This is a genomic window from Microcoleus sp. Pol7_B2, assembly GCF_036701035.1.
GTDB lineage: Bacteria > Cyanobacteriota > Cyanobacteriia > Cyanobacteriales > Microcoleaceae > Microcoleus.
In genome coordinates, this window is the sequence record NZ_JAUBQB010000009.1 from 1 (window position 1) to 19,704 (window position 19,704).

Annotated in this window: 22 protein-coding genes; 13 read left to right on the forward strand and 9 right to left on the reverse strand. The window is 44.9% G+C overall.

Annotated elements, in window-relative coordinates; genetic code table 11:
- Nucleotides 1–9 precede the first annotated feature (9 nt).
- Nucleotides 10–147, forward strand: coding sequence for a hypothetical protein (locus QUA57_RS05410; protein WP_333060031.1), 138 nt, complete (start codon nucleotides 10–12; stop codon nucleotides 145–147).
- A 550-nt stretch (nucleotides 148–697) separates the two neighbouring features.
- On the opposite strand, the gene QUA57_RS05415 is transcribed toward QUA57_RS05410, so the two are convergent.
- Nucleotides 698–2,131: an ABC transporter substrate-binding protein gene (locus QUA57_RS05415; protein ID WP_333060028.1), complete on the reverse strand. Its 1,434-nt coding sequence runs from the start codon at nucleotides 2,129–2,131 to the stop codon at nucleotides 698–700.
- A 235-nt stretch (nucleotides 2,132–2,366) separates the two neighbouring features.
- On the reverse strand, nucleotides 2,367–2,591 hold the full coding sequence (locus QUA57_RS05420) for a hypothetical protein (RefSeq protein WP_333060027.1): 225 nt from the start codon (nucleotides 2,589–2,591) through the stop codon (nucleotides 2,367–2,369).
- Nucleotides 2,592–3,120: 529 nt separating this feature from the next.
- Here QUA57_RS05420 and QUA57_RS05425 point away from each other — a divergent pair.
- Nucleotides 3,121–4,035: a heme A synthase gene (locus QUA57_RS05425; RefSeq protein WP_333060026.1), complete on the forward strand. Its 915-nt coding sequence runs from the start codon at nucleotides 3,121–3,123 to the stop codon at nucleotides 4,033–4,035.
- Between the two features lie 121 nt (nucleotides 4,036–4,156).
- Nucleotides 4,157–5,134: a heme o synthase gene (locus tag QUA57_RS05430; protein WP_333060030.1), complete on the forward strand. Its 978-nt coding sequence runs from the start codon at nucleotides 4,157–4,159 to the stop codon at nucleotides 5,132–5,134.
- A gap of 165 nt (nucleotides 5,135–5,299) precedes the next feature.
- On the opposite strand, the gene QUA57_RS05435 is transcribed toward QUA57_RS05430, so the two are convergent.
- The 5 genes from QUA57_RS05435 to QUA57_RS05455 all read right to left on the reverse strand — a co-directional run bounded on the left by QUA57_RS05435 (nucleotide 5,300) and on the right by QUA57_RS05455 (nucleotide 8,699).
- Nucleotides 5,300–6,052: an antibiotic biosynthesis monooxygenase gene (locus QUA57_RS05435; protein ID WP_333060025.1), complete on the reverse strand. Its 753-nt coding sequence runs from the start codon at nucleotides 6,050–6,052 to the stop codon at nucleotides 5,300–5,302.
- Nucleotides 6,053–6,193: 141 nt separating this feature from the next.
- A complete protein-coding gene (ycaC, locus tag QUA57_RS05440) occupies nucleotides 6,194–6,835 on the reverse strand; it encodes an isochorismate family cysteine hydrolase YcaC (protein WP_190733447.1) in 642 nt (213 codons plus the stop codon).
- 250 nt (nucleotides 6,836–7,085) lie between these two features.
- Nucleotides 7,086–7,223, reverse strand: coding sequence for a hypothetical protein (locus tag QUA57_RS05445; RefSeq protein WP_333060024.1), 138 nt, complete (start codon nucleotides 7,221–7,223; stop codon nucleotides 7,086–7,088).
- A gap of 21 nt (nucleotides 7,224–7,244) precedes the next feature.
- Nucleotides 7,245–7,844 (reverse strand): class I SAM-dependent methyltransferase, encoded by a 600-nt coding sequence (locus QUA57_RS05450; RefSeq protein WP_333060023.1) that lies wholly within the window; start codon nucleotides 7,842–7,844, stop codon nucleotides 7,245–7,247.
- A gap of 177 nt (nucleotides 7,845–8,021) precedes the next feature.
- The gene (locus QUA57_RS05455) at nucleotides 8,022–8,699 is read right to left on the reverse strand and encodes a DUF2834 domain-containing protein (protein WP_333060022.1); all 678 of its coding nucleotides are present in this window, start codon (nucleotides 8,697–8,699) and stop codon (nucleotides 8,022–8,024) included.
- 255 nt (nucleotides 8,700–8,954) lie between these two features.
- Between QUA57_RS05455 and QUA57_RS05460 the strand changes: the two genes are divergently transcribed.
- From QUA57_RS05460 to QUA57_RS05470, 3 genes are read left to right on the forward strand one after another with little or no spacing between them, the layout of a single operon-like run.
- Nucleotides 8,955–10,118, forward strand: a complete 1,164-nt coding sequence (locus QUA57_RS05460; protein WP_333060021.1) for a baeRF3 domain-containing protein — start codon at nucleotides 8,955–8,957, stop codon at nucleotides 10,116–10,118.
- An 18-nt stretch (nucleotides 10,119–10,136) separates the two neighbouring features.
- A complete protein-coding gene (locus QUA57_RS05465; RefSeq protein ID WP_333060020.1) occupies nucleotides 10,137–10,829 on the forward strand; it encodes an SRPBCC family protein in 693 nt (230 codons plus the stop codon).
- Between the two features lie 55 nt (nucleotides 10,830–10,884).
- Nucleotides 10,885–11,259 (forward strand): signal peptidase I, encoded by a 375-nt coding sequence (locus QUA57_RS05470; protein ID WP_333060019.1) that lies wholly within the window; start codon nucleotides 10,885–10,887, stop codon nucleotides 11,257–11,259.
- Here the strand turns inward: QUA57_RS05470 and galK are convergent.
- Nucleotides 11,249–12,328: a galactokinase gene (galK, locus tag QUA57_RS05475; RefSeq protein WP_333039274.1), complete on the reverse strand. Its 1,080-nt coding sequence runs from the start codon at nucleotides 12,326–12,328 to the stop codon at nucleotides 11,249–11,251. The genes QUA57_RS05470 and galK overlap by 11 nt on opposite strands.
- A 277-nt stretch (nucleotides 12,329–12,605) precedes the next feature.
- On the opposite strand from galK, the gene rsmA reads away from it, so the two are divergent.
- On the forward strand, nucleotides 12,606–13,427 hold the full coding sequence (gene rsmA / locus QUA57_RS05480; protein ID WP_333060017.1) for a 16S rRNA (adenine(1518)-N(6)/adenine(1519)-N(6))-dimethyltransferase RsmA: 822 nt from the start codon (nucleotides 12,606–12,608) through the stop codon (nucleotides 13,425–13,427).
- A 129-nt stretch (nucleotides 13,428–13,556) separates the two neighbouring features.
- Here rsmA and QUA57_RS05485 read toward each other — a convergent pair whose 3' ends face one another.
- The gene (locus tag QUA57_RS05485) at nucleotides 13,557–15,083 is read right to left on the reverse strand and encodes an ATP-binding protein (RefSeq protein WP_333060015.1); all 1,527 of its coding nucleotides are present in this window, start codon (nucleotides 15,081–15,083) and stop codon (nucleotides 13,557–13,559) included.
- Between the two features lie 90 nt (nucleotides 15,084–15,173).
- On the opposite strand from QUA57_RS05485, the gene ispE reads away from it, so the two are divergent.
- The 6 genes from ispE (at nucleotide 15,174) to QUA57_RS05515 (ending at nucleotide 19,423) form a co-directional block, all read left to right on the forward strand.
- Nucleotides 15,174–16,151 (forward strand): 4-(cytidine 5'-diphospho)-2-C-methyl-D-erythritol kinase, encoded by a 978-nt coding sequence (gene ispE, locus QUA57_RS05490; protein ID WP_333039268.1) that lies wholly within the window; start codon nucleotides 15,174–15,176, stop codon nucleotides 16,149–16,151.
- Between the two features lie 183 nt (nucleotides 16,152–16,334).
- A complete protein-coding gene (locus tag QUA57_RS05495) occupies nucleotides 16,335–16,688 on the forward strand; it encodes a DUF3082 domain-containing protein (protein ID WP_333060014.1) in 354 nt (117 codons plus the stop codon).
- A 75-nt stretch (nucleotides 16,689–16,763) separates the two neighbouring features.
- Entirely contained in the window at nucleotides 16,764–17,390 is a 627-nt protein-coding gene (locus QUA57_RS05500; RefSeq protein WP_333060013.1) for a DUF488 domain-containing protein, read from the forward strand.
- Nucleotides 17,368–17,820, forward strand: coding sequence for a DUF488 domain-containing protein (locus QUA57_RS05505; RefSeq protein WP_333060012.1), 453 nt, complete (start codon nucleotides 17,368–17,370; stop codon nucleotides 17,818–17,820). The genes QUA57_RS05500 and QUA57_RS05505 overlap by 23 nt, the downstream gene beginning before the upstream one ends.
- A 58-nt stretch (nucleotides 17,821–17,878) precedes the next feature.
- The gene (locus QUA57_RS05510; protein WP_333060011.1) at nucleotides 17,879–18,559 is read left to right on the forward strand and encodes a dual OB domain-containing protein; all 681 of its coding nucleotides are present in this window, start codon (nucleotides 17,879–17,881) and stop codon (nucleotides 18,557–18,559) included.
- Nucleotides 18,560–18,664: 105 nt separating this feature from the next.
- A complete protein-coding gene (locus tag QUA57_RS05515) occupies nucleotides 18,665–19,423 on the forward strand; it encodes a hypothetical protein (protein WP_333060010.1) in 759 nt (252 codons plus the stop codon).
- Nucleotides 19,424–19,704 lie beyond the last annotated feature (281 nt).

The following is a 19,704-nucleotide window of genomic DNA, read 5'->3' on the forward strand; positions in this document are numbered from 1 at the left end:
ATTGAGCCATTGATTGAAGTTGTTGCCATTAACAGGGGACAGTCAGCAGCAGAAATCAAGCAAGCTGTTATTGACGATGTGCGGCGATACATGGGGGAGCAAAAAGTATTTGATGACATTACTTTGGTAGTAATCAAACAGAAGTAAGTATGGGAGAATTTAGTAATCCGACTGTCCGAAAGTCCGACAGGGAATGAATTCCCTGCCTCAAAGTTAAAGTCCTCTAAAGAGGACTAATGAGTTTAAAAATTTTTATTCTAATCTCGTTTCCGGTTGGGTAGGAATGATAAAGTCAAGGTCGCGCAATTCAACATTCCCCCACTCCCCACTCCCAATCATAAGGAGTGTAACCGGAATTGATATCAGTCCTCTTCAGAGGACTTTAGCTATTAGACAGGGGTTTCAACCCCTGGCGGACTGCCGGGTAGGCGGGAGGATTGATGGACTAAAAGCTTAAGTTGACACGAATGGGCAATGCCGTTTCCCTACGCCTAAATAATCAAGAACACTTAATGAGAGATGTAATTATCACCCGATTAATTCTAGGGAAACGGGACTGCCATGTCCTGATTATGCGTAATATAAATTCCGATGCAACCGGATTTGATATAACTACTGATTTTGTAAGCCTTTCTGCTTGACCAGCCCTAAAAATTACCAATTAATAGTATAACCGAAATTGGGCGATGCCAATAGTTTACAAACCGGATATCGGCACAAACTCGTAACCGTAACTGGTGCGATTTCCGGGTTTAACAGTTACTAATTGAACTGCTCGATTGCGATCGCCCGAAGGTAAAAACCGAATCGGGCCGGATGCTCCATTTGCCGAAAAATCTGACGCCGATAAAGCTTGTTGAATGCCTGTACGAGTCGGATTGCGCCCTAAACCGGCAATTAACGCGATCGCCGCGTCGTAGGCTAAAGCTGTGCGCCAACTTACTTCAGCATTCCAAAGTTGTTTGGATGTTTGGGGAAAGTTTGACTGCGGATCTGCGAGAATGTGCCAAGGAACAGCCAGCACCATATCTGTTGCTCCTGCGCCACCGATTTGCAGTGTTTTAGCAGTATAAGCACCGTCTCCTGCTAGTAACGGCAGCCGTTTGGCGTTTACTTGCACTACTTGCAAAGCTTGGTCGAGCGTGGCTGAATTGGATGCTAACATAATGACTTCTGCTCCTTGGGCGATCGCACTTTTAACGCTATCGGCCGCATTAAAATTGCCCTTAGCAAAGTCAAATTCGCCTACTATTTCTCCTCTATCTCCGTAAACAGCAGTAGTGAATTCATCTTTTAAAGATTTGCTGTAACTGCTGGCAGAATTGAAAAATACAGCAGCTTTTTGCTTTTGCAATTTTCCCAGCATATAGCGGGAAAGAGCATTAGCCGCAAACCGATCGCTCGGCACTGTGCGAAATATATTGTTGGCCATTCCTGAGAGCTGCACAGACGTACTTGTCGGAGAAATTGCTACTAATTCTTTTTGCTTGTAAATCTTGCTGGCTGCTAGGGTTGTATCGGAACCAAAATGCCCGATGACTCCTAAAATTTCCGAGTTATTTGCCAAAGCACTGGCAATTTGTGCCACCATTTCTGGCTTGTTGTCATCGTTAGCAATTACCACTTTTAAGGGAGTACCGCTAATGCCGCCGCTTTGGTTGATTTCATTTTGAGCTTGAGCTACCCCCCGCAGAATTTCTAGAGCAGCATTGATATCGCCGCCAATGGGAACTGCTGCAGCAATTGTGTAGGATTTTTGAGATCCGATGCGAGCGTTGTTGAGGTAAATTAGTGCTTCGGGATCGTTGCGATTGGTTTTCAGCGAAGCTTGTAAATCCGAAATAGCTGCGTTATAGTTGCCAGATGCGATCGCCTGTACTGCTGCTTGTTTGGTTGTTGTGGCTTGCTCTGGAAGTAACAGTTTTTCGCCACCACTCAGGCGCTGCCCAATTGCCTGCTCTGATTGCGGCGAATTCCCCGTCGCAGAGTTGGGAAAAGTCGGATTTTGGGGTGATAAACCCCCGACATTGATGCTGCCTCGGCTTGTCAGCCACCAAATACCTGCACCGGCTAGCCCGATCGTAATTAGGAGCGATAATACCAGAACAGCGGTTTCATTTTTTTGGGACATGGCTGCAGAATTTTAGATTTTAGGTTTTAGATTCAACGACTTAAGAAGTTCGGCAACGAGCAATGTATGGGATGTAAAGCATTTAATAACAAGTTCTCTTTCATTTAATAATTTATGTAGCAATTATGCTAATTCTCATACTTGAGATAGATGATTGTGGGCTGACATCTACCTATATTTTAGCAGTTGTTAATTTATTTGATCTGGATATTATAGAATCTAGCTGTGTAGCAGCTTAGATCCCACTGAGGCTGACTGTGATACCTGCAGATTGTCCCGTCTCTGAGGGTTTGGCTCCTTTACCGTATTTGGCGCTGCTGGGGGTGGGAGCCATTTCTGGTGTGATTTCTGGTGCTGTTTCAGGCACCGCGTCTCCTAAGTCTGCGATCGGTGGAATGCGATCGCTATGCAGCCAACTAGGGCCAACAGGGAAGCTGGCATTTCTCTTGTTTTTTTCCATCCTTGAACAGCTTGCTCGCGGCTACGAAGCCTGGAGTAAAGAGTCGCTGGGTTATAACTTGCTTAACTTGTTGACTGCCGTTTTATCTGCAGTCATACTTCACTACTAGGGTAGAACAATCAGCTCAATATAGTTTGCTGCGAATCCTACTTTATAGGTTTTTTTATGTTGTTTAGCTTTTTGTAAACATTTTTGAGTCCCTCTTATCACAATCATCACCTAAATTCTTTTTCTTAATTATATCTTTATTTTCCCGGAGAGTCTCGACAGCGGGGGAGTTTTTAATTATCCAGGGGCGGGGAAAGATTAAAGTTTTTTTAAGTTTGACAAAATAAAGGACATCTTTTGTAATATAAAGAAGAAAGTTGAAAAAATTATAAAGACAAACTAATTGGATAAAAGTGTCGCTAAGGTAGTAAAAATGACGGTTGGTCAGAGAAAAAGAGTGTTAAGCTAGGCTAAGCTCAGTCAAAGCAAAACCTCGATATTTAATTAAGTTCGATCGATAACAAAGGCTAAGGTAAATTCCATGGCAAACTCAGTTTTAAATCAGCCAAACGCAGCAGCAGGAGTGCAGTGGCAGCCAAAAGATATTATCCGCGGCCTAGTGTGGAAAATTGCGATCGCAACCTGGCTGTTAATGGCTGTAGGCAGCGCCACGCGAGTCATGAATGCGGGGCTCGCTTGCCCCGACTGGCCGCTGTGCTACGGTCAATTAATACCTGCAGCGCAAATGAATTTGCAGGTATTTCTGGAATGGTTTCACAGGTTGGACGCAGCAGCGATCGGTTTAAGCGCGATCGCACTTTTAGGACTATCTTTGTTTTACCGCAGCCGCCTGCCAAAATGGCTGCCTTGGGCGATCGCCGGAGCACTATTTTTAATCGTTTTTCAGGGCGTATTGGGCGGCTTGACAGTAACACAACTGCTGAGATTTGACATCGTTACTGCTCACTTGGGAACAGCTTTACTATTTTTTGGCGCCCTGCTAGTCATCGGTTTCATGCTGACTCCCTACGAAGCTACAGGAAATGTCGGTAAATTGGCTTGGGTAAGTTCGATCGCAGCATTGTTAGTTTACCTGCAAAGTTTGCTAGGAGCATTAGTAGGCTCTAGATGGGCTCTGCACCAATGTTTGGACTCCTCAGAATTGTGTTCGGTAATGAACAGCCACATCGCCGGTATCGTACCAGCTACAGCAGCGACTTTAGCCGTAGCAGTCATGGCTTGGCGGCAGCCTGCACTGAGTCCAAACTTGCGAAAACTGGCTCATTGGGCGAGTGTTTGCCTAATTGCTCAATTAGTTTTAGGATTAGCAACTTTCCGGCTGCACCTTCAGGTAGAACCGCTGACAGTCGCCCACCAAGCAGTCGGTGCTGCTTTGCTGGGAACCCTGATCGCTTTTAGTGTTTTAGCTTGGCGCGATCGAGTTTTATCAGCTTGAGAGTAAGAAGCGGCGGGTTTATTAATCCTTGTAGCTACACCAAATATTTCTCGTAAAACCCGCCCCTACAACCTAATGACTAATGACGAATTCACAAATAATTACTAACAGCTTACAACCGATGCAAGAAATCCTTACCAACGACAGTCCCCGCCTCCACGAAAACTTTTCGCAAGTTGTGAAAAGCTACTATCAACTAACAAAACCCAGAATTATTTTACTGCTACTAATCACTACCTCAGCAGGAATGTGGATGGCCGCCAAAGGAGAAGTAGATCCGCTATTACTGGTATCAACTATTACGGGAGGTGCTTTAGCTTCTGCGTCGGCGAATACGATTAATTGTGTCTACGACAGTGACATCGATTATATTATGGAGCGCACCCGCTGGCGGCCGATTCCTTCAGGGCGTGTCAAGAAACGGGATGCTTTGATATTTGCGATCGCCCTAGCTACAATATCCTTTACATTGCTCACAGTTGTTGCCAACTTATTAGCGGCATTGCTAGCAATGTCAGGCATCGTTTTTTACGTCCTAATTTACACCCACTGGCTGAAGCGCCACAGCGTGCAAAACATCGTCATCGGCGGTGCAGCAGGGGCGATTCCCCCGCTAGTTGGGTGGGCTGCGGTAACGGGAGATTTGAGTTGGGGTGCGTGGCTGCTGTTTGGGATTATCTTCCTGTGGACACCGCCGCATTTTTGGGCATTAGCAATGATGATTCGCGATGAATACAAGGAAGTAGGCGTCCCGATGTTGCCGGTAATTGAGGGCGACGAAGAGACAGCCCGCCAAATTTGGATTTACACGCTATTGATGATTCCTGCAACTTTGCTGCTAGTTTATCCCCTGCATTTAGCGGGCGCGTTGTATGCGGGAACAGCTATTTTCCTCGGTGCTATTTTTGCCCAAAAAGCTTGGTTACTGTTGCAGACTCCAGAGGATAAGATTGTTGCGCGATCGCTCTTCAAATACTCTATTCTGTACCTGATGCTATTGTGTGCCGGAATAGTAGTTGACAGTTTGCCTGTGACTCATAACTTTACTACTGCTCTTGTACAAAATGTGCAAACTTTGATTAGTGCAGTTGTGATGTAGTTAGGAGTTACTCAGAAATACCAAAGAAACCTGGTTTTTCACCAGTATTAAAGTCTCAAATGCACTATTGTGCTAAAAAACCCGGTTTAGGCCTAAGTCCTAGTAGTGAGTTAAATTGCAATTCTTAAAATGAAGCCCGCATCTAGCGGGTTTTGTTTGTTTACTTTATGGAATGGGATACAACCATTTGCGAAATAATTGTGTTAAGCGCGGCATGATCAGATAGGTGAGCAGGATAACAGTCAGACCTGTGATCATCAGAGATGTGAGCAAGGCAGGAAGCCCTGATAGTAGCGGTACCAGCAAACGATTGAGAATAGAAATCGTACAAAACACTCCCAACCATGTAACTAACGCCATTTTGTAGCGAGGGGGTGGAGCCTTCATCGATTTATTGGGCAGCGTAAACCAGGTTTCCAATCCGGTCAGGGTTTGAATATTTTCTGGCCTTTCAATCAAGGGCTGCAATCGCTCAATCCACTCTCGCCGAACATCAGATTCTAGCCAGCTCTTAAGATTGTCGTAGCAATCGAACTTGAGAATGACCACATACTCAGGATGAGCGTGATGCTGGGGTCGAATAGTGCTGACACCCAGATGTCCCTTGAATTTTCGTGCATCTGCGGCGATGCCATGAAACCAGGCTTCGTAACCTTCCTCGCGCCCCGGTTTCACTACATGAGAGATCACAGTGGTGACTAGATAGTTTTCTTCACTGGTATTGCTCGCCAACGGTTCTTCCAACATAGAATTTAGAGAATTAACTGATAAAAAAGTTTTATTCAGAACAACCACCCTACAGACACCAAATTGCTCGGCAATTTTCGGCAGCACGTCTTGAAACAGAATGGAGATTAACGAATGCGATCGAGAAGGTTTGGCATGAGATGAAATGACTATAAAAAAACTTACAATCATTGAGAAGAGCTATTAAAAATACCCTCTACGTGGCTTACAACGAAGTAGTTGTCACCGCTAAATTCCACGTTAAATTCATAACCTAGCGATGACAATATTAACTCAGTTACACAGGAGCTAGATAAACTACGCGCTTTCTCACTACTTACTGGGAGATCCAGCCTTAGCCGTTGCTGCATAGCTGGTCATCAGGTTTTTATAGTCAGGAATAAACTCTGCTAAGAGACTACCCAATCCTTCAATATCGTTGCGCCAGTCACGGTGCAATTCACACACAACGCTAAACCAATTGACCAACTGAACTCCCGCACGAGACATTCGATCCCAAGCTGCATAGCGACAGGCTTCATCGAAGGTTCCAGAGGCATCGGTAACAACAAAAACTTCATAACCTGCCTCTAATGCCGAAAGCGCACAAAAAGTAACACATACATCAGTGACAATTCCGGCAATAATCAATTGCTTTTTACCTGTTGCTTCTACTGCTTTAACAAAGTCCTCGTTGTCCCAAGCGTTGATTTGTCCGGGACGCGGAATAAAGGGAGCATCTGGAAACTTCTCCTTCAGTTCAGGGATGAGGACTCCATTGGGGCCTTGCTCAAAGCTAGTTGTCAAAATTGTAGGCAGGTTGAAAAATTTGGCTGCACTTGCCAGCGCCAGCACATTATTTTTGAAGTCAGCGGCACCAATATCACGCACAAGTGAGAACAGTCCAGTTTGATGATCGACCAGCAAAACCGCAGCATTATTCTTGTCTAGACGGTTGTATTTGAATGTAGACATCAGGTATTTCTCCTATTTGGGTTATGGGTGAATGAAGAATTGCAGAAGGGAGTCAAAAATCACAAAGCCTTAAGCTGTAAAACTTAATAATGTGCTTTTTATTAAAAGCGAAACGTCTATTTCCTCTAAATGGCTTATGGCGTAACCTGTTGCGGCATGAACTCAGTTTGCAAAATCTTACCAAATTTCACCGCTCAAGATCCGCAAGTTAAGCGCTGAGTTAACGCGATCGCCCTAATCTCGACACACGTTACACCAACGCCCCTAACGCTTTCAATGTCGCTTTTTGAGCATTCGTCAATCCCGTTGCCCCTTGAATATTTATGCCTTCATACAGCCGATCGCCCATCAGCGTCCGGTTACAGCGACCAGTTGCGACATCCCACAACTTAATCGTGCGAATGATAAATTAGGTCTTTTGGGCAATCATATAAACATGATTTTCAGGATACTGGTCATATTCGAGATGGCGGCAGGTGCAATGATGCTCAACCAAAATTTGCACGAAAGTATCTACACCCAAAGTGCTGTAATCAAAGTCTTGACCTTGAAATGCTCCCGAAACCTCGCTGCTTGTATGTCCCCCGCCACAAGTGAACAGGATCACTCCATTAGGTTCAAGCGCATCGCATAGCTTTTGTATCACAGGCGCTTGGCTGTTGATTGGCAGATGAAACGTGCTATCCCACGCTGCAATCAGGCTGTAAAGTTTCGGCGGCAGCCAATCACAAATGTCTTCCCGGTAAAACGTGATTTCTGGATGTAGCCGCTGGGCTAAATCGATCATTTGCCTAGAAATATCAAGTCCTTCAGGCTGAAATCCATGCTTGGATAAACTGTTAATAAAACGTCCGCTGCTTCCACACCCGACATCAAGTGCTGCGTGCTGCTTAGAAGTAAATTTGATCGCCCGTTCTAATTGGGCAATCCCGTAGGTTGAATCTTGATGCTCAGTTTGCCACCATTGGGCAATTCGGTCGTAGCGCGCCGATGTATCATTTGGCTCCATAGAGTCACCTCATAAGTGGCGATCGAGATTTTCAGGACAATTAAAATCTTTCTCCACGGTACACCCAGACTACGCGATCGCCCCTAACGCTTTCCATGTCGCTTTTTGAGCGTTTGTTAATCCCGTTGCGGCTTGAATATTCATTACATCTTGAACACTACCAAATTTTTCAATGTTTCAATTTCTGGCTGTCAGTGGGAAAGTGGCGATTTCTGTTGCAGATTCTGGCAGAGGGGGGCGCAGACAAAGATAAACTAGCGGCCCTAACAGCGGAACTAGAGACACTGCCCAAAAAATGCGATCGTCCGCGAGTCCGCGGCGTGCCATGTCGTCTCCCAGAAGTGAGGGAAATATTACAGCCATCAAGCAACAATCCCAAGTTATTAAATGCACAAAAGGAATTGATTGCCACTGCCTGACATAATCTCCCCAATCTCCATTTAACCAAGCCCAAGCTAACAGCCAGATAGTAGTTAGTAAAAGTACAATCCCTGTCCAGCGGGAGTCTGATATTTTGATCGACATATCTTTGCGGCCGGAAAATTCTTGCTGAGGCTGGCGCAGGAGTAAGTAGGGAATTAAGCCGATGATGCCGGCGCCGTTGGAAGCGATGAAAGCAGGCCAAGCGGATATATTTTGGGTTTTCTCATCAATGAATAGGAGGCAAGCGTAGACCATCGGCCACACTCCCATGAGAGCGAATACCGTTACAAGGTAGGGGTTAATTCCTTCTAGCTGGAATTTGAGCATTTTTTCCATAACTGTTAGCGTTCCGGGCCTGTCGAGAGGAGCTAGCAGCAAGGTGTAGGCAATAAATGTTGCCCACAGCAACCCCAGGAACATTTTTGTTTTCATCCGATATAACGAGTAGTTGAACCCGACTAAACTAAATTATGGTAAAGTAGCGGCCGAGTTAGCGCCGTCTATCTTAGGTGATAAGCAGTTCGATTGGAACAGCGGCTGCAAACCCCGTTTTAGTTCGGGGATGAAAGGCTCTACAGCAGGCGATCATTACTTTAGGCAGACGCAGGAGCCGCGCCAGGGGAGATACATTTTAAAAAATCGGTTGTTTTCATTACACCACCCTTTATTAGAAAAGGAGTTTCAGCGGTGAACTTAATATCTGTAGAGGAACTCAAAGCGCTGGTACAACAATCTCCTGGATTGTGCGTCTCTATTTATATGCCAGTAGCTCAAGGAACAGAAATTCAACAAAATCCGATTCGGTTCAAAAATTTAATCAGAGAGGCTGAAGACAAAATTTTAGAGTACGGATTTGACAAAAAAGAAGCTGCCCAATTGCTAGAGCCAGTCAGAGCAGAAATTGACCAGGAAAACTTTTGGGAAAATCAAAGCAACCTGCTGGCGATTTTTGTCGGTTCGGGATTTTTCCGCTACTATACCTGTCCGGTGAATTTTGATGAATTAGTGGTTGTGAGCGACAATTTTCACGTCAAACCGCTGATGCCTATGCTGACAGGAAATAATTTATTTTATGTTTTAGCTCTCAGTCAGAAGGAAGTAAGGCTGATTGAGTGTACGGCTTACAGTGCTCGGGAAGTTGAAGTTGAAAACTTGCCGAAAAGCCTTGATGACGCTCTGCAATATGACCCGACTGCTAAAGATGGTCAGTTTCGGATTGCTACTTCAAAAGGAGGCACTAATAATTCTTTTCAGCAGCCGGGAAGTTTTCACGGTCAAGGAAGTCCAGATCAAGATGAGCGCCAGCACGAAATATTGCAGTATTTCCACATAATCGATGGGGCGCTGCACGAATATTTGCACAATAAAAAAGCTCCTTTAGTGTTAGCTGGAGTTGAGTATTTGTTCCCGCTTTACCGAGAAGCAAATACCTACGCGCATTTAGTTGAAGAAGGAATTACAGGCAATCCGAAACTTCTCAAGCCGGAAGAGTTGCGGGCCGAAGCTTTGCCGCTGGTGGAACCTTTGTTTTTGCAGGCTCAGTCAGAGGCGATCGCACAATACCACGATCTGACAGGAAGCGATAAAATTTCTGCTGATTTGAAAGAAGCTGTTTCGGCTGCTTATTTTGGACGGGTCGATCGGCTGTTTGTTGCTCTTGGCGTTCAGCAGTGGGGTAGTTTTAATCCCGAGACGAACTCGGTGCAAATCCACCCCGAGGCAGAATTGGGCGACGAAGATTTGTTGAATGCGGCAGCAATTCAAACTATTCTCAACGGCGGAATTGTTTACGCGATGCCGCCAGAAAAAGTGCCGGAGGAGGCACCTGTAGCTGCTATTTTTCGCTATTAATTTACCAGGTTGAAAGCAATGGAATCTACTTCAATGACAAATTCCGACAAACAAAACCAAAGTAGCAGCGGCGATACCGAACGCTGGGCATCTTTAATTGGTGGCGGGGCGCTGGTGCTTTTTGGTTTATCGCAGCGTTCTTTGCGAGGTGCTTTGCTGGCGGTTGCGGGCGGCGGTTTAGCGGCGCGCGGTCTGGGGGTTGTGGAGGGTTTGCAGTCTGCTGCCGATCCGAATCAAAGCATTAAAGTTGAAAAGACAGTGACGATAAACAAACCGGCTGATGAATTGTACCGTTTATGGCGCAATTTTGAAAATTTGCCTCGGTTTATGAAGCATCTCAAACACGTTACGGTCATCGATGAAAAACGTTCTCACTGGATTGCCAACGCGCCGATGGGCAATAGTGTGGAATGGGATGCAGAGATTGTCCGCGAAGAAGAAAATCGCTTAATTGCTTGGGCGTCTGTGGAAGGAGCTGATGTTGACAATTCGGGTTTTGTGCGCTTTCAACCGGCATCAGCGGGACGGGGTACGGAGGTAAAAGTTGTCATCGAATACAACCCTCCGGGCGGTGCAATTGGTGCTGGCGCTGCTAAACTATTTGGCGAAGCTCCCGAACAGCAAATTGCAAATGATTTACGTCGCTTTAAGCAGTTGATGGAAGCTGGGGAAATAGCGACTACGGAAGGTCAACCTTCGGGCCGCAAGTAATAAGTTAGAGGGTGTCCCCCGATCTAAGCATCTTTGTTGTTTACCTGATTAGCTGATGTCATCTCAAGTGGTTTTCGGAAATGCGGGCGCTGAAGGTGCAAGTCGGGGCGGTTGGTTTGCGGGTCACTTTATGACGCCTGAAGATGATCCGCGATCGACTTCTGTTTTAGAGGTAAAATGGGGCGCTCACCCCGCCGGAGATTGCAGGACTCAGTGGGCGGTAAATGCGACAGCCACGACGCTTTCTATCCTGGTAAAAGGGCGGTTTCGCCTGCAATTTCCAGAGCAAGAAATATTGCTTTCTCGCGAAGGAGATTATGCTCTCTGGCTACCGGGAGTGCCTCATTATTGGTCTGCCGAGGAGGATTCGGTGATCGTGACTGTGCGCTGGCCTTCCCTGTCGGGAGATAGTTCTGGAGTTAAGAAGTAACTTTAATTTCGGGAACCAAAACGCGGCCGCTATAACCCGCGCGCTGGTAGCGATCGATCGCCTCTGATGCGATCGCACCCGCTTTCCCACTCTCCACCAAGGCTACGCAAGCACCGCCAAAACCGCCGCCCGTCAGCCTTGCGCCGAAGACTCCGGGGATTGACTGCAAGATTGCCGCCAGCGTGTCTACTGCCGGCACCGAAACTTCGTAGTCGTCGCGCTGACTGGCATGGGAAGCATTCATTAACTCCCCAAAACGTTTTGCTGGCAAAGATTTTACCGCTTCGAGTACGCGGTTGTTTTCAGTAACCACGTGCCGCGCTCGCCTTCTGAGGGGTTCCGGCAATACTTCGACAGCTTGGGGGTCGGCGATATCCCTAAGAGCTTTAACTCCCAATATCCGCGCGGATTCCTCGCACTCGGCGCGTCGCTGGTTGTAGCCGCTTCCTGCTGCCAGTTCATGGCTTTCGCCACTGTCAATTATTAAAATTTCTGTGTTTGTGGGAAAAGGTATCGGGCGGCATTCGAGGCTGCGGGTGTCGATCAATAGCATGGTGTTGGTGTCTGCTAAACTCGACGCCATTTGATCCATGATGCCACAGTTCAAGCCGGCATACCGGATTTCGACTTGCTGTCCGATTTGAGCTAGCCGCACGTCGTCTATGGGGAGGTTCAGCAGCGCGCGCAGTCCTCTGAGGGTTGCTATTTCTAAAGCGGCGCTACTGGACAAACCGGCTCCGATCGGTACAGTCGAGGTAATGTAGAGATTTATTGGCGGTATTTTGTATCCTTCTTTTTCTAAAAGTCTCAGGCAGCCACAGATATAACTGACGAATTTTTGGGGTATGGTATCGTCGTCTGAATAATTTATGAGTTCGTCATATTCTGCTGAATAAAAATGGTGTCGATCGTCGCTGCTGAAGCCGATTTGTACTGTGGTGCGCTGGGGAATCGCAGTGGGAAGTACAAATCCATCGTTGTAGTCTGTGTGTTCGCCCAGCAGGTTTACTCTGCCGGGGGCGCTGGCTGTGGTTTTGGGTAATGTACCAAATACTCGTTGGAATTTCATTTTTGGGGAAGTGGTAATTGGTTGTTGGTAATTGGTTGTTGGTTATTTGTTATTGGTTATTTGGAAAAACAGCTATCCGTGTCTCCGTGACTTACGTGTTGTGCTGTTGGTAATTGGGAAGAAATAAATTTATTTTTTATTGTTTGTCCTTATTATAGTGCCCAAGTTTTTTGGTTAATTCAACCCCTGTTAACAAAAATAAACATCACCGTAGGTTGGGAAGATATATTGAGCTGTGATAGAATGACAGGCTAAGATTTCTCCAAAAATTCAAAAAATGCGATCGACCAGACCCCGAAAACAGTTTGCTCAACATTGGCTCAAAAGCGAGAAAGCCTTAGATAAGATTGTGAAAGCGGCTTCTTTGGATCGCGATCGCGTCCTGGAAATTGGGCCGGGTACGGGGATTTTGACTCGGCGTTTGCTGCCTGCGGCTGAGTCTGTTGTTGCTGTGGAGATCGATCGAGATTTGTGTCTCAAGCTAGCCAAACAACTCGGCAAAACTGACAATTTTTTACTGTTACAAGGCGACTTTTTGGAAATGGACTTAGAGGCTGAACTAACAGCCTTTCCCAAATTCCAAAATCCCAATAAAGTTGTTGCCAACATTCCCTATAATATCACCGGCCCGATTCTGCAAAAACTGCTGGGAACGATATCTGTTCCTGCTGCTAAACCCTTCGATTCCATCGTGCTGTTAGTGCAGAAAGAAGTGGCCCAAAGGCTTTACGCTAAACCGGGTTCGACAGCTTTTGGCGCGCTGTCAGTGCGCGTGCAGTATTTAGCAGAATGCGAGTTAATTTGCGATGTGCCCTCTAAAGACTTTTTTCCGCCACCCAAAGTCGATTCCGCCGTGGTGCGGCTGCTTCCCAGACAGATAGAAACTGCGGCGGTTAATCCGCGCTATTTGGAGAATTTAGTGAAGTTGGGATTTGGTAGCAAGCGCAAGATGCTGCGAAATAATTTGAAAGGGGCTGTGGATTTAAATAAACTCGTTCAATTGTTAGAAGAGTTACAGATCAATCCTCAATCTCGCGCTGAAGATTTAAGCGTGGCTCAATGGGTCAGTTTGAGTAATAATATTATGGGCGATGTTTGAGGTTCAGGATTGTGTTAGATACCAGACTTCTTAAATAATTCGGATACCTGGGTATTTTTTTTAATTAGGAGTTTTCGCAGTGACTACTAACAGTTGAATTTAGGTTTTATGGGGATTCTTAAAGGTTTATTATTGCAGGCTAATCGGAATTTTAATAATAAATTCCGCACCTTTGCCCGGTGCAGAAATACACTGCAATTCGCCTTTATGTCTTACTGTGATAATTTGATAGCCAATTGATAAACCCAATCCCGTGCCTTTACCTACTGGTTTAGTGGTAAAAAATGGATTAAATAACTGGTTCCTCACCGATTCGGTTATTTCTGGCCCGTTGTTGCTAATTCGGATTTCTACCACTTCACTGTCTAAAAGTTTAGTAGAAATTTTGATGAGGTGGCAATTAGCTTCATTGACTGCAATCGACTCGCTGTGGCTGTCATCTTCTAAAGCATCAATAGCATTAGCCAAGATATTCATAAACACTTGATTTAGCTGTCCGGGGTAGCACTCTATTCGGGGTAAATTGCCATATTCTTTGATAACTTGAATATTCGCCAAACCGGGCTTAGCATTCAATCGGCTTTGCAAAATCATCAGTGTGCTGTCCATTCCTTCATGAATGTCGGCTACTTTCATTTCTGCTTCGTCATGGCGAGAAAAAATTCGCAGCGACTTGACAATACCAAAAATCCGCTCAGCGCCGTTTATCATAGAAATTAATATTTTTGGCAGGTCAGAGATGATAAAGTCTAAATCTATAGACTCGATTTTTTCTTGAACTATGGGTAGGGGAGTCGGATACTGCTCTTGATAGAGATTCACCAGTTCTAGCAAACTATTGGCATACTGGCGGGTGTGAGTAATATTGCCGTAAATAAAGTTAATCGGATTGTTGATTTCATGAGCAACCCCAGCGACCAATTGCCCCAAAGACGACATTTTTTCGCTGTGAATTAGGTTGGATTGAGCCTGCTTCAATTCAGACAAGGCTTGTTCTAGTTGTTGAGTTTGAGACTGTAACTCTGCGGTGCGTTCCTCAACTCGAATTTCTAATTCTTCTTTAGCTCTTTGTAGTGCAGCTTCTGCTAATTGGCGCTCGACAATTTCCGCTGCTAGGAGTCTGTTGGCAAATTCTAAATGTTGAGTTTGAGACTGTAACTCTGCGGTGCGTTCCTCAACTCGAATTTCTAATTCTTCTTTAGCTTTTTGTAGTGCAACTTCGGCTAATTGGCGCTCGACAATTTCAGCTCCTAGGAGTCGGTTGGCGGATTCTAACTGTGCGGGGCTGGGAAGTGCTAGGGCTTGAGGAATTAAGTCTACCAAAAGTATGGCTGTAGCAAATGAAATAAAGGCAGTAATTGCTTTCATTGTTCCTGAAAGCCAATAGGTAGGATACCAAAGTGTCCAGAGTTCAAATATGTGAGTGATGCCACAGGCGACGATAAAGGCTCCAAACAGGGCAAAGATCCAATCAAAGGGCAAATCTTCGCGTTTGGAAATAAAATAAACCAATGTAATCGGGATGGAAAAATACGCCAGTGCAATTATAGAATCTGAGGCAACGTGAAGCCAGACTAACGGGGTATGCCAGAGATAGCAGTGGCCGTGAGGAATAAATGACCCGGAACTAAAAAAAGTTTTCCACATTTCCTGCATAATTTTTCCTTTGAGTTGTGAGAAAATGGACGGGGACTGGTGTCAATTAATTTCAACCAGGGGTTTATTTCACCTGCGGCTTAATCACCTATGCGTTCATATTCTCTGCTAGCTTCAGCAAAAATCAATCTGTATCTGGAAATCATAGGCGATCGCCCCAACGGATATCACGAACTGGCGATGGTACTTCAAAGCATAGATTTAGCCGATCGAATTGACTTGCGCCCGATCGGTACGGACACGATTCGCGTGCGCTGCGATCACCCGCAAGTCCCTCCTGATAAGAATAACCTGGCCTACCGGGCGGCGGATTTGTTGGCAAAGCAATTCCCCGATGCCTTGGCGAAATACGGCGGAGTCGAGATTGCTATTCACAAGCAGATTCCTGTGGCGGCGGGGCTTGCTGGCGGTTCGGCCAATGCGGCTGCGGTTTTAGTCGGGATGGATTTGCTGTGGCAATTGGGACTTACTCAGTCGGAGTTGCAAGAGTTGGGGGGAACTTTGGGTTCGGATGTGCCTTTTTGCATTGCTGGAGGTACGGCTTTGGCAACTGGTCGCGGAGATAAACTGTCGCCGCTGCCTGATTTGGGGGGCTTTTATGTGGTGTTGGCCAAGTACCGTAACCTCAGTATTTCTACCGCATGGGCGTATCAAACTTATCGCCAGCAGTTCAGTAGTTCCTATTGTGCAGCGGAAGATTTGGAGTGCCGCCGGCAACGGTTGCATTCAGGCCCGATGGTGGGGGCGATCGCCCAAAAAGATCGATCGAAAATTGGTCAATTGCTGCACAACGATTTAGAAAAAGTTGCTTTGCCCATGTACCCGCAGGTGTTGCAGTTGCGGCAGGCTTTTGAGTCGGCGGGGGCTTTGGGAACGATGATGTCGGGTTCCGGGCCGACGGTGTTTGCGCTGGCGGAGTCTTCAGAGCAGGCTCAGCAAGTTTTAGAACGGGTTAAAAGTGCGATCGCTTCTCCTGATTTGGATTTTTGGGTAGCACAGTTTAGCAATACGGGGATTCAGATTTTTTCGGAGGGAAACGAGACGAAACCGCCGATTTCGAGGGTTTAACTCGAAGAGAGTGCGATCGCCATCGCCCGTTAAACCGGTCTAACAGGCGAGGGTCAAGATTAATCTAACTTTTCGTAGAGTCTATTGAGATCGAAGAACTGATAATATGTCATGCAAGACTGATTTTAGTTTTGGTGAATTAACCAGAAATCTAAAATCTAAAATCTAAAATCTAAAATCGCCATGACTGATTTAACTAATCCAAATTCTACTTCTAAACCTCTGAGTTCTGTGGAAGATGCAACCTCTGCATCTTCCACGCCGCCGACGATTTTGCGGTGCGTGATGGGTTCGCTGATCGCAGGCGGGTTTGCGGCGGCTTTGTACGCGCTAACTTTGTCGATCGTCCAAACTTTTGCAAATTCGCCCATTCATTCTGACAATGTGACTGCGATTAATATTGGCGCGGCTGTGCGAACTTTAGTAATGGGGATTGTGGCTTTGGGTGCGGGTGTTTTTGCTTTTGCATCTTTGGGTTTGATGCTGCTGGCTGTGCAACTTTTAATTCAAAAGTTGCTAAAGAAACCTACAGCTTGAAGTCTACCAATTGCAAGAACTGGGCGACACAAACTTTCATCTGCAAGGCAAAGACTGCATAGTAAGAGCGAAGCAATGGAATTATTTACGATCGGACACTCCAATCTGAGTATTGAAGCGTTTGTTTTGCTGCTGCAACAACACGGAATTACGGCGGTTGCGGACGTGCGATCGCATCCTTTTAGTCGCTATTTACCTCATTTTAATAAATCCGAAATTAAAGCTTCTCTGTCAAGTGTCGGCATTCAATATGTTTTTTTAGGCAAAGAGTTGGGCGCGAGACCGGAGGATTTAAGCTGTTACGATTCTAGCGGTAAAGCTTTATACGATCGCATAGCAGTAACTCCTCTATTCTCCCAAGGAATTCAGCGCTTGCTCAAAAACGCAGCCAATTATAAAATCAGTTTAATGTGTGCGGAAAAAGACCCGATTACTTGTCATCGGACTATTTTAGTCTGCCACAAAGTTAAAGAATTTAATTTACAAATTAATCACATTCTGTCAGATGGCAATTTAGAATCGCACCCGCATTTAGAAGAAAGACTTTTGAGCAAGTTTAACAAAGGCAAAAAAAATAATGAGCCAATTCAGCTAAGCTTGTTTGAAGTAGAGCCTCAACTTAAACAGGAAATAGTTGATTTAGAAACAGCTTATTATCGTCACGGATTGGAAATCGCTTATGTCACAAAAGAAAGCAATTAATTTATTTACAATTGGTTTTACTCAAAAAAGCGCCGAGCAGTTTTTTGATACTTTGATGAAAGCGGGAGTCCGCAGGGTGATAGATACGCGGCTGAATAATGTGTCGCAGTTGGCGGGTTTTGCTAAGCGGAAAGATTTAGAGTATTTTTTGCGAACAATTGGCAATATTGAGTACGTTCACCTTCTGGATTTAGCGCCGACTCCAGATATTTTGGATGATTATAAAAAGAAAAAGGGAGATTGGGATGTTTATGAACAGAAGTTTTTGGAGTTGATGGGCGAGCGACAAATTGAACACCAGGTTTCATCGGATATTTTAGACTGGGGGTGTCTGCTTTGTAGCGAACCAAAACCTCATAATTGTCACCGCCGCTTAGTTGCTGAATATCTCAGCGAGAAGTGGAAGAATGTCACAATTAATCATCTTTGATTTATTGAAAATACTATATCATTGTGGGACGAATCTAAAATCTAAAATCTAAAATCGAATGGCTCAAATAATTTGTCTCGCTAATTCCTGGAAAAACCACGACAGGTGCATCGCCGGAATTAATCAACTTCAAGGTAAGTGGGTGCGTCCTGTTTCCGACTTACCAGATGGTCGAATTCCTAAAGCAATGTGCCTGATAAATAGACTTGGACTCGCGTTGTTAGATGTTCTAGAAATCCCTCTGGCCAAGACGGGACCGGACTTTGGCTTTGCGTGTGAAAATCTTTCTGTTTTACCGGGAGAATGGCGGCAAGTAGGGAAAGTTTCGCCCGCATATTTGCTGAAATATTGCAATAGTCAAGAATATATTTTGCACAACGATTTGCGATATGTTACGGTGAAATATATGCAGTCTTTGCCAATGTGCGAGCGCCTAACTTTGCAATTAGTCAAAGCAGTAAGATTTACGGTAAACGAGCCAATTAAAAGAAAGCAAGGTGGTAATAAATGGAAAGGCTCTATTGTCACGCAGCATGGTCAAAGATTGACTGCAACAATTACCGATCCGGTGTTTATTCTAAAGTTAGAATTGGGGTATCGACCGCAAAAAGCTTGTTTGGTAACAGTGAGTTTGAGTATGCCTTGGCGGCCCGATGATTGGAAGGGAGATGACCCTTGTTGGAAGTTGATTGCGGGTGTGGTAGAGTTGCCGGAAGATGTTGTTGATGATGAAATTTAGTTTTGACCAAAATGGGCTATCGATTATTTATTTCTTTTTATTTCCCGCAAAAACTCTGTTCATGCTATAATTCTGCGGGACTGTAGCAGGAAGGGGTGCTTTTTGATGAAAGCAGAATTTTATTTTGACTGTCACAAATATATTTGCAGTTTAGTTCAAGTAGATTTTGTCAAAGAATTAAAAATAAAAAATCATCAAGGTTTTGTTTTGGCTATTAAGCAAGGAGAAAAAATTGGACTTTTGGGGAAAAGTCGCCATAATGCTAAACAAGTTGATGTATCTAAGCCGCATTTTTATAATGTAATTAAAGCGGCGATGAGCGCTTTGGAATTAGAAACTAAAAATGAGGTGATATTAGAAAGAAATCGAACTCTTGCTGATGCCGAAGAAATGATTCAGCAGCAAAACCGAGAAATTCGCGTTCTCAACGAACAGATTAGAATGCTTGGAAGTAAGGTTGAGGAATTGTCAAGGGAAAAGCAGCAGTTATCAATGCAGCTAGTAGACAAAGAAATCAGAGAAACTGAAATTAGTCAAGAACTTGATAACTTTCCTGCTACCGAGGAAGATTTACTGACGGGGGAAATTGAGGATCGGATTGGAGAAGTTGAAATTCATGAAAAAATCGAAGAAGTTTCGGTTCAAGCTTCTGGGTTAGCCGTGCATTTAATCGCAAATCAACAGAATTCGGAGGAGATGGAGGGAGAGGAAGAAATCAGCGGGGGTGACGTTGAAATTGTTAATTTAGAAATTATAGAAGAAGTAGAAGAAAATCTCAAACAAGTAGAAATTCAAGGAGGCGAAAGTGAAATTAAGCGACTGCCTAAAAGACCTTCCAACAGAAAAATGAGAAAGAAATCTTAATGCTTTAGTTATATAGCAATACTCGCATCATTTGTGAATTTATTACGGACTCCCAGCGGGTTCGGGGAGGGTTGGGGTGCGTAAAAATAAACGAGTCATTTAGGATTGCTATATAACTCCTTTATTTGTGGCGATCGCATTTTAGCCAAATTCCTCAACAGTTAAGCCAAAAAATCCCTCACAACTAGCCCGTTTTTCCCCCCGCAGCCTCGCCCACAACAGAATTTTGACAATTATCCAGGGCGATCGCTAAAATTACAGGTACGATCGAACTATTGTCA

Bases quoted from the DNA above. Each gene is read 5' to 3' on its own strand.
- QUA57_RS05415 (WP_333060028.1), bottom strand. From the start codon at position 2,131: ATGTCCCAAAAAAATGAAACCGCTGTTCTGGTATTATCGCTCCTAATT.
- QUA57_RS05420 (WP_333060027.1), bottom strand. From the start codon at position 2,591: ATGGAAAAAAACAAGAGAAATGCCAGCTTCCCTGTTGGCCCTAGTTGG.
- QUA57_RS05425 (WP_333060026.1), top strand. From the start codon at position 3,121: ATGGCAAACTCAGTTTTAAATCAGCCAAACGCAGCAGCAGGAGTGCAG.
- QUA57_RS05430 (WP_333060030.1), top strand. From the start codon at position 4,157: ATGCAAGAAATCCTTACCAACGACAGTCCCCGCCTCCACGAAAACTTT.
- QUA57_RS05435 (WP_333060025.1), bottom strand. From the start codon at position 6,052: ATGATTGTAAGTTTTTTTATAGTCATTTCATCTCATGCCAAACCTTCT.
- ycaC (WP_190733447.1), bottom strand. From the start codon at position 6,835: ATGTCTACATTCAAATACAACCGTCTAGACAAGAATAATGCTGCGGTT.
- QUA57_RS05450 (WP_333060023.1), bottom strand. From the start codon at position 7,844: ATGGAGCCAAATGATACATCGGCGCGCTACGACCGAATTGCCCAATGG.
- QUA57_RS05455 (WP_333060022.1), bottom strand. From the start codon at position 8,699: ATGAAAACAAAAATGTTCCTGGGGTTGCTGTGGGCAACATTTATTGCC.
- QUA57_RS05465 (WP_333060020.1), top strand. From the start codon at position 10,137: ATGGAATCTACTTCAATGACAAATTCCGACAAACAAAACCAAAGTAGC.
- QUA57_RS05470 (WP_333060019.1), top strand. From the start codon at position 10,885: ATGTCATCTCAAGTGGTTTTCGGAAATGCGGGCGCTGAAGGTGCAAGT.
- galK (WP_333039274.1), bottom strand. From the start codon at position 12,328: ATGAAATTCCAACGAGTATTTGGTACATTACCCAAAACCACAGCCAGC.
- rsmA (WP_333060017.1), top strand. From the start codon at position 12,606: ATGCGATCGACCAGACCCCGAAAACAGTTTGCTCAACATTGGCTCAAA.
- QUA57_RS05485 (WP_333060015.1), bottom strand. From the start codon at position 15,083: ATGCAGGAAATGTGGAAAACTTTTTTTAGTTCCGGGTCATTTATTCCT.
- ispE (WP_333039268.1), top strand. From the start codon at position 15,174: ATGCGTTCATATTCTCTGCTAGCTTCAGCAAAAATCAATCTGTATCTG.
- QUA57_RS05495 (WP_333060014.1), top strand. From the start codon at position 16,335: ATGACTGATTTAACTAATCCAAATTCTACTTCTAAACCTCTGAGTTCT.
- QUA57_RS05500 (WP_333060013.1), top strand. From the start codon at position 16,764: ATGGAATTATTTACGATCGGACACTCCAATCTGAGTATTGAAGCGTTT.
- QUA57_RS05505 (WP_333060012.1), top strand. From the start codon at position 17,368: ATGTCACAAAAGAAAGCAATTAATTTATTTACAATTGGTTTTACTCAA.
- QUA57_RS05510 (WP_333060011.1), top strand. From the start codon at position 17,879: ATGGCTCAAATAATTTGTCTCGCTAATTCCTGGAAAAACCACGACAGG.
- QUA57_RS05515 (WP_333060010.1), top strand. From the start codon at position 18,665: ATGAAAGCAGAATTTTATTTTGACTGTCACAAATATATTTGCAGTTTA.